Origin of the sequence: uncultured Rhodococcus sp., assembly GCF_963525155.1 — a bacterium.
Taxonomy (GTDB): Bacteria; Actinomycetota; Actinomycetes; order Mycobacteriales; family Mycobacteriaceae; genus Rhodococcus_F; species Rhodococcus_F qingshengii.
The window spans coordinates 76,512-96,579 of record NZ_CAURKP010000005.1 but is presented as its reverse complement, the minus strand read 5'-3'; the positions used below and the strand labels follow the sequence as shown (position 1 = coordinate 96,579).

General features: G+C 62.7%; 13 protein-coding genes. 4 read left to right on the top strand and 9 right to left on the bottom strand.

Going from position 1 to position 20,068, the window contains the following annotated elements; translation table 11 throughout:
* Positions 1-194 precede the first annotated feature (194 nt).
* On the top strand, positions 195-605 hold the full coding sequence (locus RWT78_RS02455) for a VOC family protein (protein ID WP_314673543.1): 411 nt from the start codon (positions 195-197) through the stop codon (positions 603-605).
* Positions 606-696: 91 nt separating this feature from the next.
* Here RWT78_RS02455 and RWT78_RS02450 read toward each other — a convergent pair whose 3' ends face one another.
* Positions 697-1,671, bottom strand: coding sequence for a sigma-70 family RNA polymerase sigma factor (locus tag RWT78_RS02450; RefSeq protein WP_003945115.1), 975 nt, complete (start codon positions 1,669-1,671; stop codon positions 697-699).
* Positions 1,672-1,724: 53 nt separating this feature from the next.
* Positions 1,725-2,456 carry a GNAT family N-acetyltransferase gene (locus tag RWT78_RS02445; protein WP_003945124.1) on the bottom strand — a complete coding sequence of 244 codons (732 nt, stop codon included), beginning with the start codon at positions 2,454-2,456 and terminating at the stop codon, positions 1,725-1,727.
* A 215-nt stretch (positions 2,457-2,671) separates the two neighbouring features.
* Between RWT78_RS02445 and RWT78_RS02440 the strand changes: the two genes are divergently transcribed.
* Positions 2,672-3,445, top strand: coding sequence for a hypothetical protein (locus RWT78_RS02440; protein WP_314673540.1), 774 nt, complete (start codon positions 2,672-2,674; stop codon positions 3,443-3,445).
* A 542-nt stretch (positions 3,446-3,987) separates the two neighbouring features.
* Entirely contained in the window at positions 3,988-9,471 is a 5,484-nt protein-coding gene (locus RWT78_RS02435; RefSeq protein WP_314673545.1) for a carboxyl transferase domain-containing protein, read from the top strand.
* Positions 9,472-9,540: 69 nt separating this feature from the next.
* Here RWT78_RS02435 and RWT78_RS02430 read toward each other — a convergent pair whose 3' ends face one another.
* The 3 genes from RWT78_RS02430 to RWT78_RS02420 are packed head-to-tail and all read right to left on the bottom strand — an operon-like array spanning position 9,541 to position 14,362.
* Positions 9,541-9,822 carry a hypothetical protein gene (locus RWT78_RS02430; RefSeq protein WP_030536904.1) on the bottom strand — a complete coding sequence of 94 codons (282 nt, stop codon included), beginning with the start codon at positions 9,820-9,822 and terminating at the stop codon, positions 9,541-9,543.
* An 11-nt stretch (positions 9,823-9,833) separates the two neighbouring features.
* A complete protein-coding gene (locus RWT78_RS02425; RefSeq protein WP_314673537.1) occupies positions 9,834-13,937 on the bottom strand; it encodes a cation-translocating P-type ATPase in 4,104 nt (1,367 codons plus the stop codon).
* Complete coding sequence (locus RWT78_RS02420) at positions 13,937-14,362, bottom strand: hypothetical protein (RefSeq protein WP_314673535.1); 426 nt, start codon at positions 14,360-14,362, stop codon at positions 13,937-13,939. The genes RWT78_RS02425 and RWT78_RS02420 overlap by 1 nt, the downstream gene beginning before the upstream one ends.
* 183 nt (positions 14,363-14,545) lie before the next feature.
* Here RWT78_RS02420 and RWT78_RS02415 point away from each other — a divergent pair, with 183 nt between their 5' ends.
* Positions 14,546-15,493, top strand: a complete 948-nt coding sequence (locus RWT78_RS02415) for an aldo/keto reductase (RefSeq protein ID WP_007732210.1) — start codon at positions 14,546-14,548, stop codon at positions 15,491-15,493.
* A 2-nt stretch (positions 15,494-15,495) separates the two neighbouring features.
* On the opposite strand, the gene RWT78_RS02410 is transcribed toward RWT78_RS02415, so the two are convergent.
* The 4 genes from RWT78_RS02410 to RWT78_RS02395 form a co-directional block, all read right to left on the bottom strand.
* A complete protein-coding gene (locus tag RWT78_RS02410; RefSeq protein WP_003945109.1) occupies positions 15,496-16,266 on the bottom strand; it encodes a hypothetical protein in 771 nt (256 codons plus the stop codon).
* 136 nt (positions 16,267-16,402) lie between these two features.
* Entirely contained in the window at positions 16,403-17,614 is a 1,212-nt protein-coding gene (locus RWT78_RS02405; RefSeq protein WP_054781663.1) for a hypothetical protein, read from the bottom strand.
* Between the two features lie 68 nt (positions 17,615-17,682).
* Entirely contained in the window at positions 17,683-19,032 is a 1,350-nt protein-coding gene (locus RWT78_RS02400) for an aspartate aminotransferase family protein (protein ID WP_054781664.1), read from the bottom strand.
* A 48-nt stretch (positions 19,033-19,080) separates the two neighbouring features.
* Entirely contained in the window at positions 19,081-20,067 is a 987-nt protein-coding gene (locus RWT78_RS02395) for a choline/ethanolamine kinase family protein (protein ID WP_231915236.1), read from the bottom strand.
* Between the last annotated feature and the right edge of the window lies 1 nt (position 20,068).

The window sequence follows — 20,068 nt, the reverse complement described above, 5'->3', positions numbered from 1 at the left end:
TGGACAAAGTTACGCGAAGATCAACACAACACCAAATCGCCAGGTCAGAGCACTGGCGCCGGTTAACAGGCGATACTTTTCTCGAATTTTTGCTTCTCGCGATGACTTTCTGCGCCCACTGCGGTCTGTATGAGCAGGAACCAACAGGAACCGAAGCGTTCAGTAATCAGTCAACCGAGTTCAAGGAGCACCCAATGTCTCGTCTTCTCTTCGTCAACATGCCGGTCAAGGACGTCGCCGCTACCCGTGCATTCTTCAGTGGCCTCGGCTTCGAGTTCAACGACATGTTCAGTGACGAGAACACTGTCTCGATGATCGTCAGCGATTCCGCCACCGTCATGTTCCTGAACGAACCGCGTTTCGGAGACTTCATCGCCGACGACATCTGTGACACGTCGAAAGCTCGTGAAGCACTGATGTGTGTGTCGGCCGACAGCAGGGAGGAAGTCGACACCTTCGTCGACTCTGCGATTGCTGCCGGCGGCAGCAAGTGGATGGAACCCCAGGATCACGGCTTCATGTACGGACGCGCATTCCGCGACCTCGACAATCACGTCTGGGAGGTCATGTGGATGGACCCGGCTGCGACTGTTCCCCAGCAGTAACGCACAGCAACAGCAGTAACGAGCAGTCGCGCGGGTCCCTCCATACCGGAGGGCTCGCGCAACTCCTTACCCCTACAACTCGGCAGGACCCCTACAGCTCGGCAGGCAATCCGAACCGTGCGAACAGACTCAGATCGAAGAAACACGTGACGTGCGAGATCCCGGACTCGGTGACATCGAGAACGTGCAACTGGAAAGCGCGGTGAACACCATCGGGCTCGCGCATGTAGAGGCCGAACGCCGGCTGACCGTTCGCAGCGGTCGGAAGTAGGCGCATCGCTCCTGGTCCGTCGGCCGGGCATTTGGTTCCGATGAGTTGCCCGATTGCCTCGGGGCCCTGGTACCAACCCTCGAACGGAGGCATCTCCCAGATGGCTTCGCGCGTGAACAGTTCGACGATGGCCTCGACGTCGTAGCTCTCGAAGCTGTGCACGTAGTCGCGAAGCAACTTCCGGGCAGCCTCGGTAGTCGGTTCCACGAGATCGTCCTCGGTGGGTCCGATGTGATTGATCTGCGCGCGAGCCCGCTGCAGCAGGCTGTTTACCGCAGTGGTTGTGGTGTCCAGCGCCTCCGCAACTTCCGACGCCTTCCACTGCAGAACGTCACGTAGAACCAGAACCGCACGTTGGCGCGCGGACAAGTGCTGCAAAGCGGCAACAAGCGCGAGCCTGACCGAATCGCGATTGACGACCATGACGGCCGGATCATTGACGTCGCCCAACGCAGAATCGGCGATCGGTTCCAACCAGGCAATCTCGTTGCGCTCGATCAAATCGTCGGCCGGGTCCGAACTAGGTGCGCCGAGGCCGGTCGGGAGGGGACGCCTCGATCTCCCCTCCAGCGCGGTCAGGCAGGTATTCGTCGCGATGCGGTAGAGCCAGGTCCTGAGAGATGACTGGCCCTTGTAACCGTCGAACCCGCGCCAAGCCCGGATGAACGTCTCCTGGACCTGGTCCTCGGCGTCGTGAATCGACCCCATCATGCGATAGCAGTGCGCCAGCAACTCGCGGCGGTACGGATCGGCAAGAGTGAGGAAATCACTGTCCAACGCCTGATCGACTGTCATTTGTTCAGACTAGTGGCCGAGCGCCCGAAACACAGGCGTCGGCGAGAATTCGATCAGGCAGGCGCCTGCACCGCAGTCAACCTGGATCTCTTCCGGAGAACGAACCCCAGTGATTCGTAGAGTCTGATCGCATTCGTATTCGATTGCACTGCATGGAGAAATGGCAGCTCGCCGCGCTCGCGAATCCCGGCAGCGACGGCACGGATCAGCGTCGTACCCAGGCCTCGACCCCGAAAGTCGCTGTCAGTGCACACCGCACTGATTTCCGTCCATCCCGGAGGGTGCAACCGCTCCCCCGCCATGGCAACAAGTCTTCCGTCGACGCGAATGCCGTAGTAACTGCCCATCTCGACGGTACGAGGAAGAAACGGTCCTGGCTTGGTGCGCTCGATCAATGCCAGAATTTCGGGAACGTCGCCCGTTCCGAGAAGTTCGACCGACGGATCAACGGAGACTTCGAGTGCGGATCCGTCCATCTGCACCGAGCCGAACTGATCCACAACGCGCCACCCTTCCGGCGGGCGGTGATCAAATCCTCGCAAACCTACTGTGCCGCCAGGACCTACGAGTGTGAGTAGGTTCTCCCAGTCCTCGGCGTCCAACTCGGGCGGATGACCGACAAACGGCGCGACCGTCGGGTCGTATCGCGCAACTCTCCCTGCCCAGCGAGCGAATTGCGCATGATGTCCGCGAAGTCCTTGTCGCACAGGATCGTCCAGCGGATGGGTGTCGACATCCGTGTCAACTGTCTCGACAAACGACGCCAGGGTCGCCTCCGTGGTCATCGAACCTCTTCCTGCCCTATTTGCCTGTGATGGAGGCGAACGAACCTCCCCGCACACCTCTATGACAACGCTAGGAACACTTGCTGTCGTAGTCGCCGGATAGAATCAAGATGATTCTGACCTCGACCTGTATTTCCGGCGTCAATCAGGGCTCGATTGCAGATCTGCACCAGGACATTCGTCGCGACGCCTCACCAACCGGAAGGCTATTTGGCATGAGCAACTCCGACCCGATCAGGTCTGCATTCGACCAGTTGCCCCTGAAGGAGATGGACGCTGCAACGCTGGTCTTCGCCATCGAGAGCGCCGTCGACGAGCTGGCGATCCCGGGTGAAACCCTACGGCTCGCCATGGAGGTCGCGACCCTTGCGCACCTCGATCAGTTCAGAAAGAACGGGATCAAGTCCGACGAGGATCCCTACATCGTTCATCCCCTACGAAATGTATTGCGGCTGCTTCGGTACGGGTGCTCCGATGTCGAGATCCTGAGCGCAACCGCGCTTCACGACACGGTCGAGGACCGACCACACGCCGTCATCGCGCTCCTCGGTGGCCAGACTGCAGACGACATGTCCGCATCCGAAGCGCAGGAACGTGCGTCCACACTCATCGCGTCGCGCTTCGGCCACAGAATCTCCGAACTTGTTGAGGCAGTGACCAATCCAATCGACTACCCATGCGACAACACCACCGCCGGATATCAGGATCACGTCATCCGCGCGATAGCGGATCCCGCAGTATTCCTCGTGAAGTTCAGCGACTTCGTCGACAACGCGGGAAGCGTGAAGTACCTGAGCGAGACCGACAGGCTGAGGCTGGTCACGAAATACGAACCACTCGTGGAGCACTTCAAGCGGACTTCACTTGCTCTCGGCAACGGATTGCACCTCCCTCCCTCAGGACTCGACGCGATTGCAAAGCACATCGCAACCATCGAACGCGATTTCTCGAATACGGTCCGACCGGACATAAAAAATACTCGCCAGTAGTACCGATCAGTAATAATCGAGCAACCCAGAGAATTCTCCGAATATGCGATTTTGTTACCAGTGAGTATTCACTTTCTTGCCGATTACATTACCATCGTGATCCGTGTCACAAGTCCGAATTCCATTGCACCGCAGTGATTTAACGCCATATGTGTAACCGTGGTTCACGTTGACTAATATTCTTCAATTCGCCCAGGTGACATGAGCGTCGACATACTGCATTCTTAGATAAACCAGGGATTCCCTGGAAGCAGACACAATATGTTGCTGATTCGTGATTGGAGCGGTTCTGAGTCCACGCCTGCAGGGTGGCGCACAAGGCACACAGTGTCTCAGCGCACACAGCGCTTCGGTGCACACAGTGCTTCAGCGCAGGGGACTCGACGAACCGGAAGGGCAATCACTTGCCGACGCGCAACCGGGGGAAACACAGCGCATCGCGGCGTAGTTCACGAACCGGGGAATCCGGGTATGTGGGACACGGTCGGCTCATATCGCAACGTACGTGACGAAGAATCTCATCAAGGACGGTGGCAGTGACAATGTTCAAACGAATCGCAGTGGTCAATCGAGGTGAGGCCGCGGTCCGGCTGATCAGGGCTGTACGCGAACTGAACGCCGAACACGACTACGGCATTCGCGTCATTGCACTGCACACCGAGGCCGAGCGCCGCGCCATGTTCGTCCGCCAGGCCGATGAGGGCGTGACCCTGCGCAGCACCGGCACCGGTAGCCCGTACCTCGACTACGCCGAACTCGAGCGAGCACTGCTCGCAGCCAAGGCCGACGCAGTCTGGGTCGGCTGGGGCTTCGTGGCCGAGGATCCCGCCTTCGCGGAGATCGTCGCGAAACTGGGCATCACGTTCATCGGCCCGAGCGCCGACGCGATGCGCCTGCTCGGCGACAAGGTTGCCGCCAAGATCCTGGCCGAGAAGGTCGGCGTACCGGTCGCCCCGTGGAGCGGCGGACCGGTCGAAACGCGCGCCGACGCTCGTCGTCATGCTCAGTCCATCGGATATCCCCTGATCATCAAGGCCCGAAGCGGCGGCGGCGGACGCGGTATCCGCAAGGTCTGGGCCGAAGACGAACTCGAAGTTGCACTCGAGCGCACGCAGGGCGAAGCAGAGCGGTCCTTCGGCGACCCCGTCGTCTTCCTCGAACGCCTTGTCACCGATGCACGCCACGTCGAGGTACAGGTCATCGCCGACAACCACGGCAATGTCTGGGCTCCGGGCGTTCGCGACTGCTCGATTCAGCGTCGCAACCAGAAGGTCATCGAAGAATCCTCCTCCCCCGTCCTGACCGAAGAACAGTCTGACCACCTCAAGAAGGTGTCCGCCGAACTGGTCAAGGCAGCCGGATACCAGGGCGCAGGCACGGTCGAATACCTCTACCAGCCCGAGAACAAGCTCTTCACGTTCCTCGAGGTCAACACCCGCTTGCAGGTCGAGCACCCGATCACCGAGGTCACCACCGGAATCGACCTCGTCAAACTGCAGATCCTGGTCGCCAGTGGTGACGAATTGGTCGGTGACTGCCCGCCCGCATTCGGCCACGCTGTCGAAGCCCGCCTCAACGCCGAAGACGCCGACAACGATTTCGCGCCGGCACCCGGCACCGTTCAGCTCCTCAAGTTCCCGCTCGGCTCCGGCATCCGGGTCGACACCGGCATCGCTGCCGGGGACGTCATTCCGCCCGACTACGACTCGATGGTCGCGAAGGTCATCGCGTGGGGCCGCAACCGCTCCGAGGCGCTTGCGCGTCTGCGCACTGCCCTTCGTGAAACCACCGTCGTACTCGACGGCGGCACTACAACCAAGTCGTTCCTCCTCGATCTACTCGATCGCGACGAGGTCATCTCGGCATCCGCGGATACCGGCTGGCTCGACCGCACGGGCACCCTCACCGGCACCACCCGCCGCGCGGACGTCGCGCTGATCGCCACCGCCATCGATGCTTACGACGCCGAGGAGTCCCTCGAGCGCGCGGCCTTCCTCGCCTCGGCACGTGGCGGCCGCCCACGCGCCAATCACGCGATCGGCCGTACCGTCGAGCTCAACTACCAAGGTCAGGCATACAAACTGACCGTCGGTCGTATCGGCCCGCACCGCTACCGCGTCGACGGAGACGCCGGCGACATCGAGGTCGACGTCGATCGTCTCGGCGACTTCGAGTCACGGCTGGTGATCGGTGATCGGCGCTTCCACGTCGTTTCCGTCGTGAGCCCGGCTCGCTATCTCGTCGAGGTCGACGGCATCAGCCACCAGATCAGCCAGGACGACGCCGGAGTGGTCCGCGCACCGGCTCCCGCCGTCGTGGTGGCTGTACCGGTCGCGGTCGGCGACGACGTCGAAGCCGGCTCCACCCTGGTCGTACTCGAATCCATGAAGATGGAGACCGCAGTTCGCGCACCGTACGCGGGCAAGGTGCGTGAAGTTCTCGCTACCGTCAACTCTCAGGTCGATGCCGGCGCGCCGCTCCTGCGCGTCGACCAGGTCAGCGAGGAAGCTGTCACGGAGAAGGCTCCGCGAGTCCAATTCGATCTTCCGGCAGCAACTTCCGGTTCCGACGCCCGCGACGACGCGTTGGCACAGCTCGAAGCACTGACCGCGATGATCAGTGGCTACGACGTCAGCGGTAAGCACGCAAACGCTGTTCTGGCCGAGTACGACGCACTTCGCAGCGCACTCGAATCCGAGGACCGCGAACTGGTACAGGCCGAACTGGCTGTGCTGACCACCTTCGCCGACATCTGCGAACTCTCGCGCAACAAGCCCACCTCGGGTGAGTCCGCGAAGGACGAATCCGTCCACAGCCCCCGCGAGCACTTCCACACCTTCCTGCACTCACTCGACTCCGAGCGCGAAGGTTTGCCGGCGTCGTTCCGCACGAGACTCGAACGGGCACTTCGCCACTACGACGTCACCGATCTGGAAGATCGCCAGGCCGTCGAGGAAGCGGTGTACCGACTCTTCCTGGCTCTGCAGCGCATGGAAGCCCAGATCCCGGTCATTGCAGCACTTCTCGAAGGCTGGCTCGTCGGCGACAAGGCTCCCGGTTGCTCGGCTCAGGAGCTCAACGAGGTTCTCGATCGACTCATTGTCGCGACGCAGGTACGCTACCCCGTCATCGGCGACGTCGCCCGCAACCTTCGCTTCCGGTTCTTCGACGAGCCGCGCATCCGCAAGGTTCGCGAAGACGTCTACGACGGAGTACGCGGCAACCTCGCCTACCTCGAAGAGCAGCCGGACGCTGCCGATTTCGACGAGCGAATCGCCAACCTCGTCGCCACCCCCGAACCGCTCCTGGACCTGTTGGGTCGAAAGATCGGCCTCGGCAACCGCGATGGCGGCCCTCTGCTCGAGGTCATCACGCGTCGCTACTACAAGATTCACTCGTTCGAGGACGTCCGCGTTTTCGAGCACGTCGACCGCCGTTTCGTAACCGGTAACTTCGACCTCAAGGGCGACGGGCTGCATCTGGTCTCGACGGTGGCCGAATTCGACGCTCTCGGTACGGCTCTCGACGATGTCGCCACGATCGCGCAGGATGCTCCATCCGGTCGCGGGCTGGTAGTCGACATCTACCTCGACTGGCCTGATCAGCCCGCCGACGGCGACGCGCTCGTCGAGACGCTGCGCACCGAACTCTCGCGCAACGAGACGATCACACGGTCTCGCCGCGCGACGGTGATCATCTGCAACCCGAACGGGGATCCGGTCCGGTGGGTCACCTTCCGCCCCGTCGACGGCGAACTGGTCGAGGACCACATCATCCGCGACATGCATCCGCTCACGGGTCAGCGTCTGGACATGTGGCGTCTGAAGAACTTCAACGGCAAGCGTCTGCCGGCTCCGGAGAACACTTACCTGTTCCACCTCTCCGCCAAGGAGAACCCGAAGGACGAGCGCCTGATCGCTCTCGCGGAAATCCGTGACGTGACACCGCAGCTCGACGACGAAGGTCAGATGGTTGCGCTTCCGGCCATCGAGCGCACACTTGCCGCGTGCCTCGACGGCATCCGCCGTGCGCAGTCCCAGCGCGGCGACAAGCGTCGACTCGCAGCCAACCGCGTCGTGCTCTACGTGTGGCCGGTCGCCGACGTTCCCAGCGAGCGCTTCTCCGTGATCGCCCAGAACGCAGCCCGACTGACCGTCGGCGCCGGGCTCGAAGAGATCACACTCATCACCCGCCTGAAGGACCGAAAGGGCGGCGCGCCCAAGGAAGTTGCGCTGCGCTTCTCCTACCGCGCAGGTGCTGGTGTGGTCATCAACAAGACCACGCCGCCTACCGAACCGCTGCTCCCCCTCGACGCGTACGCCCAGAAGGTCCAGAGTTCGCGGGCACGTGGAACTGTGTACCCGTACGAGTTGATTCCGCTCCTGACCGGCACCAAGGGCACCTTCGTCGAGCACGACTTCGACGAAGCGGGCGTCCTGTCACCCGTCGAGCGTCCGTACGGACTCAACAAGGCCGGCATCGTCGTCGGCCTCGTGAACACTCCGACGCCGCGTTATCCCGAGGGAATGACCCGTGTCGCGCTCTTCGGTGACCCCACCAAGGCGCTCGGTACCGTGGCCGAGGCCGAATGCTCACGCGTGGTCGCTGCCATCGACCTGGCCGAGAAGTTGAACGCTCCGGTCGAGTGGTTCGCACTGTCCTCGGGTGCCACCATCTCGATGGAGAGCGGCACCGAGAACATGGACTGGGTCTCCCGTGGCCTGCGCCGGATCATCACCTTCACCCAGAACGGCGGCGAGATCAACATCGTCGTCACGGGAATCAACGTCGGCGCTCAGCCCTACTGGAACGCCGAAGCCACCATGTTGATGCACACCAAGGGCATTCTGGTGATGACCCCGGACAGCGCGATGGTGCTGACCGGCAAGCAGTCTCTCGACTACTCCGGTGGCGTGTCGGCCGAGGACAACTTCGGTATCGGTGGTTACGACCGCGTCATGGGCCCCAACGGCCAGGCGCAGTACTGGGCCCCCGACCTCACTGCGGCGTGCGAGATCCTGTTCCGCCACTACGCACACTCGTACCTCGCTCCCGGCGAACGGTTCCCGCGCCGCGCAGCGACGTCGGACCCCGTCGATCGCGACGTGCGTAGCTTCCCGCACACTCACCCGTCGAGCGACTTCGAGACGGTCGGCGACATCTTCTCCTCGGCGAAAAACCCGGATCGCAAGAAGCCCTTCGATATTCGCACCGTGATGCGGTCGGTGGTCGACCAGGACCACTCGGTTCTCGAGCGTTGGGCCGACATGGCCGGCGCCGACACCTCGGTCGTTCTGGACGCGCACCTCGCCGGACATCCGGTCACAGTGGTGGGCATCGAATCCCGCGCGATCCCGCGTAAGGGTCACTTCCCCGCCGACGGACCCGACACTTGGACGTCGGGAACGCTGTTCCCGAACTCGTCGAAGAAAACGGCCCGCGCCATCAACGCTGCGAGCGGCAACCGTCCGATCGTGGTGCTGGCCAACCTCTCCGGCTTCGACGGTTCCCCGGAGTCGCTGCGCAACATCCAGCTCGAATACGGCGCCGAGATCGGTCGCGCCATCGTCAACTTCGACGGACCGATCGTGTTCTGCGTCGTCTCCCGCTACCACGGCGGCGCGTTCGTCGTGTTCTCCGGTGCGCTCAACGACAACATGGAAGTTCTTGCTGTCGAAGGCTCGTTCGCGTCGGTACTCGGCGGCGCCCCCGCCGCCGCAGTGGTCTTCACCCGTGAGGTGAACACCCGCACCAACAACGACCCGAAGGTGCAGCAACTGGAGGCAGACTTGGCAGCAGCCAAGGATGACACGGAGAAAGCACATCTGCGCGTAGAACTGAACGCTCAGCGCATCGCCGTCCGCTCCGACAAGCTCGGCGAAGTGGCATCCGAATTCGAAGCGATCCACAACATCCAGCGGGCCCGAGAGGTCGGCTCGGTGGATGAGATCGTCCCTGCCGCAGAACTGCGTCCGCAGATCATCGCAGCAGTCGAACGCGGCATGAAGCGCGCACTCGCGCAGTAAGTTTCTCCGCACGTCGAGCGGTCCCGCGAAATGCGGGGCCGCTCGATTTGTGTCCAGGCAGCGCCTGCGTCAGACGCCCTCGAGCGCCTCTCCGATCTCTTCGAGGACGTGATTGTGCTGCTCCGTTGCGAGCAGATGCCCGGCTGCAATGGTGACTGCCACGGGCCACTCGATGATCTCGAAGGCGACCATCAGTCCCATCACCGCAAAGTAGGCGATCTGCTCGGGTCTCGGAACAGGGATGGCACCGACGATCGGTAGCTCCAACTCGAAGCTCCGTGCCGAACGGACGGATTCGACTACCGCGCGGTGATCGACGGGGTTCGTGTGGTCGACGGTGTTCTGGGACATGTCACGATTCCTCAGGATTCATCTCGGGTCGCCCGGGAGTTCGGCGACGTGTCACTTCCAGCAGCGACGCTCACAAGCGTGTCCGATTCACCGGTTTCCGCTTCTTTGATTTCCACGTCGCTGATTTCCACGCTGTCGCGGGCGCTGACTCCCCCGGTTCGGGAGGTGTACGCAGTGCTCCTTCGCGTCGGGATCTTGCGAATCGTCGACTGACCGTTCGCGTTCTCCTCAGTTGCGGTAATCCGCTCCAACGCCCGCGGGGCCAGCGCCGCGAGCAGCGTCGCCGCCGACGCGCAGCCCACCGCTTGGCCCCAGGCGATGGGACCAAGCGGCGTGCAACCGAGAAATTGGCTCACCACGGGTGTGCTGACGAGCGTCGCCAGCGCCGCAGCGGATCCGGCAACGGTTGCGACCACCATCGGGCTGCGCGATTCGAGCAGCGTCTGCCCCAGTTGGGTGCCCACCAGGGCAACCAACGCCACCGTCGACGCTCGCCGCCTCCTACCGCTCGCCCGGGCCAGAAGCCACGCTGCCAGCGCACCGATTGCCGTGGCACCGCCGCGGACAGCGATCGTCTGCCACAGCGCATGAGCGTCCATCTGTTCGGACTTCTCGGATCCGTTCTCGGACGGGGTGCTCACCGCAAGCGCAGCAGCGGGCAAGGCGTCCGTCATCAGATTGACCAGTAGCAACTGCCTTGCGTTGAGCGGTGATTCGCCGGACAACGCAGAACCGATCAGCGCGAATGCGACTTCACCCGCGTTGCCTCCGAGCAAAACCCCTACCGCTGATCTGACCCGCCGCCACAATTGACTGCCCTCGTCCAATGCGTCGGTCAGTCCGCCGACACGGCCGTCGAGGAGCACGATGTCTGCGGCGCCGCGCGCCGGATCACTGTCGGTCGACGCCACCCCGATTCCCACGCTGGAAACTCGGATCGCCGCAGCATCGTTCGCGCCGTCACCGACCATGGCGCACACCCGCCCGTCGGTCTCCAACGCTTGCACGATCTCGACCTTCTGCTCGGGTGTCACGCGCGCAAAGACGCTGCTGCCGCGGACCGCATCCCGTCTTTCGGCGCGAGAGAAGTTCTCCCAGTCAGGACCGGTGACAACATCCTCGCGTGCGACGTCCAACCCCAGTTCGGTGGCGACCGCGGCCGCTGTTGTCGGATGATCCCCGGTCAGCACGCGCACTTGCCGTCCGTCGCCTCGAAGTTCTCGAACAAGTTGCGTTGCTTCGGGTCTGAGCGTGTCCGAGAGTCCGAGAAGGCCGACCGCTTCCAACCCCTCGGAGCAACACTGTTCGAGAAATTGCGAGTCTTCGCCTGCGCGTCGCGCGTCGTGTTCCGACAACTCGCGCTGGGCGACGGCAACCACCCGCAGTCCGCGTCCGGCCATGCTTTGAACGTGCTTCGCCGACACAGCAGTCGGATCTCGTCCTGCTTCGGTCACGAATTCCGGCGAACCTTTGAGTGCGATCCGCCTGCCGAGCAAAGCTGCCGAGTACGGCCGCCCCGACCTGAACGGAACGAGGTTGTTCGCCTCGACGTCACCGAAAACCGAAGCGTCGTCCAGAGCTTGCTGGGCTGCATCGACGACGGCGGCATCCGTCGAATGAAACACGCGATCGTCGCGACTTCCCAGGGCACTGCGCGCCGCAACTTCCAGAATCTCGCTTTCGTCCCAGCCGTCGACGCGTTCGACCGCGGCCACCCGTAGCTTGTTCTCGCTGAGGGTTCCGGTCTTGTCGAAGCAGACCACGTCGACACGACCGAGCGCTTCTATCGATCGTGGCGCACGAACCAACACTCCTGCTGCAGTGAGCCTTCGCGCTGCGGCCTGCTGAGCCAGAGTGGCAACCAGAGGCAGCCCCTCCGGCACGGCAGCCACAGCCACGGCCACACCTCCGGTGACGGCGCGGCGCAGACCGGTACCACGAAGCAGACCCGCGACTGTCACCAACGCCCCACCGCCGATACTGGCCGGCAGAGTCGCCCTCGTGAGTTCGCGAAGTCTGTTGGTCAGGCCCACAGCAGGTCCGGATCGGGACACACCGACATCGGCACGCCTGGTCACCGTTCGGGCTCCGATGGCCGTGACCACGCCACGACCGGATCCGGCAAGCACTGTTGTCCCTGCGTAGGCCATGCACCGTCGCTCGGCCAGTGGCATCCCAGGGGTCGGGTCGGTCTGCTTGTCGACGGGCAGGGACTCTCCCGTCAACGACGACTCGTCGACTTCCAGCGATTCGACGCTCAACAGGCGACAATCTGCGGGCACGATGTCCCCGGACTCGATTGCCACGACGTCACCGAGTTCGAGCGCGTCGGCCGCTGTCTCGACCGTGCCGTCGTTGGTTACTCGCCGAGCTACCGGTTCCTGAGTCCGCAAGAGCCGCTGCACCGCCCGCTCCGAATGAAGCCGTTGAACAGCGGACATCGCGGCATTGCCGACCAAGACCGAGCCGACCAGGACGGCGTCTACCGGTGAACCGAGGACTGCACTGGCAGCGGAGCCGGTCGCCAACACAGGCGTCAGTGGATCCGCCAATTCTGTTCGCAACGCCGACAATCCGTCACGGATCAACCTGAACCGTGCGGGCGCTCGCACACGAGCTTCCGCACGGTGCGGTGTATGTCGGATGGATTCGGATAGTTCGCGAACGACAGCATCACCGTCCATCTCATGCCAGGTATCGCTCGGAGTACCGACAGGGACGGGCGCTTGAATCACAGATCGGGACAGGGTGTATCCGGTCCACAGTCCCGCGGCCGAACCAGCTGTGACCGGCCCCGGCCCTGCCCCTCGAACTCCCGGAAGCATGATCAAGGCACCCAATGCCGAAGAACCTGAGGAGAGTTCGACACCGCGCCTCGTCGCTGTTCGAGCAGCCGGGAGCGCATGGACAACCCGCCACGCCCCGGCCAAGTCGGTGTGGATGTCGGCACTCACGTGCTCGCCACTCGGTGGTGAAATCCCGATGCGTAGCACTGCCTGCCCCGCTATCGCCCTACTCGACACGATCGCAACTGTCCGACCCTCGGCCACCAACGCCGAGAGAGCCTCGCGCAGGCCGGCTTCGGCAGTCGATTGCGCCGGATAGAGCTCGTCGAATCCACTTCGCAGTGATCCGAGCCCGTCGTCGTCGATCGTGACGGCTGCGACCCCGGCCGCACGTATTTCGCCTATCAGTGTTTCCGCCAGACCTTTTCGCACGGGTCGCACGACCACTTCGGCGCCGCCGATGCGGTGCCTTCCCACTCCGACAGTTCCGTCGTTCAGAGCTTTCCTGGCTTGTTCCCACACTGCGACGCGATCCGACTCGGCCACCTCTCGTATGTCGGAAACCCGGAGCGAGTCGTCGAAGAGGACGCTCGGATCGACGAGGACGGTGTCAATACGATCGAGCATGCGTAGAGCCGCAGAGTCCGAAACGGCGGTGTGGTGCGTCCGACACAGACCGTATGACACACCAGCAGCGAATGATTCGCGCGACATCCGAAGCGGCCGCGGCGCCGAAACCTTGATACTGGACGCGACGGTGTCGCCGCCGGCAGAGACGGTAGCCAGTGCAGCCCCGGCCACCAACTGAACCCCTGCGATCCTGTCTGCGTAACGCTCACCTGAGCCACTCGGTTCAGGCCTCACGGAAGAACCGCGACCGCCAGGTTCGAGTGGCCCCACACGCCGAGAGCTTCGCGCCGCCAGAGTTTCGCGCAGCAGCATCGTCCGCAGCCAGAAATCCACGCCCAATGACGCAGGCGCATAGGTCAGAACATCCGCGAACGACGTCGCCGACTCCAATGCGAAGTCGGTGAGCGAACGGCCAAGGCGCTGTTCGATTCGCCGACGCACCCGGGGTTGATAATTGATCGCCGACACCGCCGCCGAGACATAGGCGGAACCCGGCATTCGCGGGGCACCGAATATCGATCCCGCTGCTGCAGGAATCATCCCCACACCCGCCAACGCGAGGGTGCCGGTCCGCAACGCCACGTCACTGACAGCGGTTCGCGGAATCGTCGAACCGCCCACCAACGCGAGTCCCGACAACGCCAGGCGCGGCGGCAAAGTTGCCACCGACACCGCACGCCGGGCCATCGCTGAGAACATCAGTGAGTGGATCGAGTGTGCGAAGAACTGTGAGTTCGATCGTGTGACCGGCCGGCCGCCTTGTGGGAGTTTCCGCTCGATTCCTTCTTTACCTGTTCCGGCTTGCTCGTGCGGCCAACCGCCTTGACCTGGCGATCCGGCCGACCGCTCTTGCGATCCCATTCGTGGAGTACCAGGGCCGTGCCGCCGACTGCCAAGAGCACCGGCCATTCCACCAATCCCGCCGCACCCACGGCCGCCATCGTGAGAACCGCCGTCGGCGTCGAGGAACTACCCGCACGAATTCCGTCTCGGACACCCTCCGCCGATCCACGTATCCCGCCCGTCACTCCACCGATCACTCCACCGCCGACGGCTCCGGCCACCGTCGTCGTTGCGTCTGCCACACCACGAACGACGCGGGTGGCTTCGTCCACAATCATCATCGGACGCTCCTATCAGCAGTCCATCGAAGAATTCAGTATTTGAGGCCATACCCAACACGGACGGCGGCAATCACGATCCGATACATTTTTCGGCGAACCTGGCGAGGGCGCGCCATCGCCAGCGCCGTGAGAGGGTACGGTGCGGGATGCAGCGACCACCTTCATCGACGGGAGTTCCACACAGTGGCGATCATCGGAAATTCGGATCTCGACATCTTCCGACTCAGCTTGGGCGGCAACCCTTTCGGATGGACCGCGGACGAGAAGACGTCCTTCGAGATCCTCGACTCGTTCGCCGAAGCCGGTGCAAATTTCATCGACACCTCCGACTCGTACACGGCGTCGGCTCCCGGCAATTCCGGTGGGGAATCCGAAACGATCATCGGGAAATGGATCACCGATCGGGGACTGCAGAACGACATCGTCGTCGCCACCAAGGTGGGTAGCCATCCCGATTTCAAGGGCCTGAAGGCCGACAACATCGCGGCCGCAGCTGAGGCGTCGCTGCAGCGCCTGCAGACGGACTGCATCGATCTGTACTACGCGCATTTCGACGACCCGCAGACTCCGCTCGAGGAAACTCTCGAAGCCTTCAATGCGTTGGTCGTCGCGGGCAAGGTTCGCTATCTCGGAATCTCCAACTACAGCCCCGATCGCGTCCGGGAGTGGCTGCGAATCACCGAAGAGAACGGTTACGCCGCGCCGATCGCCCTGCAACCGCACTACAACCTGGTTCACCGCAAGTCGTACGAACCCGAACTTGCCCAGATCGCCACCGACAACAACATCAGCGTCTTCCCGTACTTCGCTCTCGCTTCCGGCTTCCTGACCGGAAAATACAAGACCCGCGCGGACATCGAAGGCAGCTCCCGCGAACGACTGACCGCCGGATACTTCAGCGACGCCGGACTCGACGTCGTCGCGGAACTGGCGACAATCGCGCAGGCACACGACAGCGAGATCTCGACCGTCGCGCTGGCCTGGCTGCTGACTCGACCGGGCATCACCGCACCGATCGCGAGCGTCAGCCGGCCCGAGCAGCTCCCGGCGCTACTGGACGCCCCGAATCTGGTGCTCTCGTCGAACGAACTGGACACTCTCGAACGGGTGTCGGCGGCAGTCGGAGCCTGAGATCAGGCAGTTTTGAGATGAGCGCCGAGGGCCGTGTTGTTGATCGTCCAGAACGACCAACCGTCATGGCTCTCGGTGTCGCCTGAGATGTGACCGGTGACGGCATTTGCGGCCGCGGTCGGATCAGGGAATCGGCGGCCTTCCATCGGTCCGCGCATGATCTCGACGACCTCAGTGGTTTCGTCGAAGCGCCCGACCCAGCGATATCCGTGGCAATCGGCTGTCATCTCGAGGCGATTGTCGACGACTTCGATCTCCTCGACACCGCTGGCGCGACGCTTCTTCGCGGCGACCGGCGACGTCTTACGCTTGGTCGCAACCGGGGTCTCGACGTAAATGCTCGGATCCTTGACCGCGGCCAAGCCCAGCGCATCCCAACGATCGTGACCGTGCACGACGCGCCCACGCGGAATCGCGTGATGGCCGGTGCGATTACGTCCGGGGCTGTCCATGATCCACAGGTCGACCTCGGCACGGATGTCGTCGGCGACCTCGTTGGAGGGCAACATGTAGAACTCGTGCGGGTCTGCTGCCAGGTCGACGAACACCCAGAACTCGGAGCGGGTGTCGTCACTCTCGAGCGACTCGTCCTGACGCCTGGCCTGCCAGTCACCGTCGAGCTTGGAACGCACGCGGACGATTCGGCTGACACCGTCAGCGCCCGTCACCTCGACGGGATTACGACGTGAGTGCGTGAGACGGACAGCCTTGCCCCCACGCTGCGTAGCTTCGGAAATGAACGCATTGATGCCGCGGCTTGCGGTGTCTTCCATGATCGACCTGTCTCGAGCGGGTACGCCCGCATCACCGGATCGGCATCGGGGTCGAGCATTGAGCGAAATCCCGGCCTTTACTTCGATCGTGTGGCCGGTCAGTACCCCCGACCTTACAGCTCCGGCGACGGCCTGACTACGGCGCCCGACGCTCGTTCCCAGAGGTCAGCAGTGCAATGTCCCCGTAAAGCGCCGCCCGGTGAGCGAACATCAGCTCTTCCACACCGTCGAATTGATCCCCGACGTAGTGCGTGTTTGCAGCCGAAAGTTCACGTGAGCCGGAGCGCGCAAGTAGGTCGTCGATCCGGCTGTCGAGGCTCGCTGCATGCGCAACCGCGCGCTGCGAACTCAACTGATCCTCGGCCCGTGCGACCAGGTCACCGATCCGCGCGAGGGCCGCCACGCGCTCGACCAGCTGGTCCCAGACCGCGCCGAGCGCTTCCCTGCGCGAAGCGATTCCGGCTCGGGTTCCCTCGTCGCGTGCCAGTGCAGCCGCGTCGTCCAACTCCGCAAGAATCGAACGCAGCGCGACGGTGTCGACCGCGATCTGGGTGATCTCGTCGGCCAGGTCGAGTTGGTTGCGTTGAATGACGAAGTGGTCGGAATGCCACGCGCTGGAGCTTTCGATCCGATCGAACAGATTCCCGGCGAGGTAAAGCAAGGCGTCGTACTCACCGGCGCGTCCCTCGGGTTCTGAATCGACCAGTCCGTCGAGGACTTCCGCGATGCGCCTTCCTGCATCGGCGATGACACCGGTTCCCTGGACCTTCCCGAACTGGGCGGCGAGTTTGTCGAGTGCTGCGTTTCCACTGCTGGCCACGACACCGAGCCCCACCGGCAGCTTGGCAGGAACCGGTGTACGGGTGAGCCCGGCAAAGAGAGCCTCGCGTTGCTCGACGTCGAGATGCAGGCCGTCGCGCCGGTCCTTGCGGATGGCACGGACACTGCTCGCGAAGTGACGATTGGAATGCACGATCGCCGATCGCATCGACTGAACGCGCTTCTCGAGCGCCTGCACCCGTCGTTCGAGGACAACCTGAACCGGGCCGATGCGAGTCGCGAGCAGTCGACGCCTGGTGCGGGCCAGCTCGTCGGTGAGATACCGCAACTCCGAGAAGCCGCCGATCTCCGGGAACGAACGTCCGACGCTGCGCCGGTTCGCCAGGATTGATCGCGTCGACTCGTCCCCATACCCCCCGGCAATCAGCAGCGCGACATCATCGGACAACTCCGGCCGGTTCGACTCGACGGTTCCCGCCGCACACCACTCCCTCACTCGGGTGGAGATGAGCGTTCGCCGTTCGGTCACCGACGCCACGACAAAGACGTCGTCAGTTCCGTCTGCCATCTCACGCCTCCTTGTGGTCGCCGGTTACCACTGTTCCAGAATCTGCCCGAACGCGCGTCGACCCTCCGTTACGCCACCAACACCATCTCGAACCGCGTGAGGAACTCGTCGACATCCGAGGCCGAAATCGGGAGCGGTGGCCGAATCTTCAGAACATTGCCGTGTCTGCCTGTCGCCGAGATCAACACACCGTGTGCACGCAATCCGTTGACAATGTCGAGCGCACCGGACGGATCTGGCTCGCCCGAATCCGCATCGACCACGTCTACCCCAACGAACAACCCAGCTCCACGGATCGCACCCACGCGCGGGTCGCGGTGTGCAGACGTCCGCAACCCATCGGTCAAACGAGCCCCCATCACTGCTGCATTCTCGATCAGCTCTTCTCCCCGAATCACGTCGAGCACCGCCTGCGCCGCAGCAATCGACACGGCATTCCCACCGAACGTGTTGAAGTACCGAAGCTCGCCCGCCGTCAGCTCGACCAAATTGTCACCAAGCACCACCCCGGCGAGAGGTACGCCACCGGCCATCGGTTTTCCGAGGGTGGCGATATCTGCGACGACCCCATGCCTCGCGAACCCCCACATACCGGACCCCAGCCGACCGAAGCCCGGCTGCACCTCGTCCGCGATGAACAGACCACCCGCTTGGTGCACCTGATCGACAGCCGTTGTGAGGAACGAGTCGGTCAATACTCCGTCGGAAGCAAATATCGTGTCGACTAGTAGTGCGGCTACACCGATGCCGTCGCGGTTCAGTCCGTCGATGCACTCTCTGACACGGTCAGCGAACCAGGATTCTCGGTCGATGTCCGCTACGACACGAGGATCAGGCAAAGGCACGACACGGACCCATGGTTCATCGCCCGAATCAGCGGAACCCATCGACGGTGAGCACGCGGCAATGTTGATCGTGCCTCCGTGATAAGCATTTTCGGTGACGATGACACCGGTATTCCCGGTGGCTTCCCTCGCGATGCGCAGGGCAAGATCGTTTGCCTCCGATCCCGTACAGGTGAACATCACAGTGGAGAGCTGACTCGGAAACGTGGACACCAGATCTTCGGCGTACCGGACAATTTCCTCGTTCAGATATCTTGTGTGAGTGTTCAATTCAGCGATCTGTCTACGCACGGCGTCGACGACCTTGGGGTGCGAGTGTCCCACGCTCGCGACATTGTTGTACATGTCGAGGTACGACGTACCGTCACGATCGTAGAGCCGAAGTCCCTGTGCTCGAACGATTTCCACCGGATTTCGATACATCAACGGCGATGCCGGGCCGAGAACATCTGCTCTACGCCTGATGAGATCTCGTGTCCGCGCGTCGAGTCCTGCAGCGTTTTCGGGCACGTAACCGTTTGCGTCGAGTGGCGAGACACGTGATGTTCTCGCATCGCGAAAGTGAGCCGTCATCAATTCCTCCGAAGTGGGTATACGAAATAGGCTGGCCAACCGCGCCGTTCACACCGAGTCGAGCCACAAGGCCCATCTCGGATCGGACATCTTCGCGCGAGCACGCATCAGTTTCCACACTCCGTACTTGTGATAGTCGAAATCCCAACCCGAATTGAGTCGATTGTTGATGCATCCCCACAGGCCCCATTTGACATCTGCCAACGCCCCGAACAAGTGAACACGCGACACGACGGACCACTCGCTGCTTCCGTAAAAGGCGTCTATCAGTTCCAACGTCCGGCGCTCGTCGAAGAACATTTCGGTGACGAAAATCGCCAGCTCATACGCTCTGTCGTTGTTGGCTGCGAATTCGTAGTCGACAAGTTTGAGCGGATGCCCTTCCGAATACAGGAAGTTTCCCGGCATCGGATCGTTATGGCACGGAACCAGATCCAGACCGGAAGCCAACAAGGCAGACTTTGCGGTGTAATACTCACGCTCGATCAGGGCGAAGTCCCCAGGAAGCATCACGCCGTGTTCGCGCGCTTGATCGAGATGCTCGTCGATCATGTCGAAAATCGTCTTCGTCAGGGACATCAGCGGGGCCGAGTGCAGTGTCCGATACAGGTCGACGATCTGCAACGCGATCTCCGGACGCTTGAGATCTCCGTTTGTGCAGCCGCGATACCCTTCCATGTACTCGATCACCTCGATTCCCGTCCGATGATCGAACAGGATCATCTCCGGAGCTATTCCCAGCGAACCCGCCAGCATCGCGGCCTCGTTCGCCGCAACGCGATCGACAAACGACTCGCTCCCGGCACCGGGAATCTTCAAGAAGTACCGGCGGTCGATGCCCTCGACAGTGATTCGCCAATTACTGTTCTGCAGGCCACCGTGCACCGGCGCGTATCGGATCTCTCGTCCGCGCCAGTCTGCGATCGAAGCCAAGGCCTCTTCGACGCCTCTCTCGAAATCCGTTCGAGCAGTACCACACACACGCTCGTCGGCCATGCAGTGCGTCAGGTCAGGTTGCTGAGTGTTCTCGGTCATG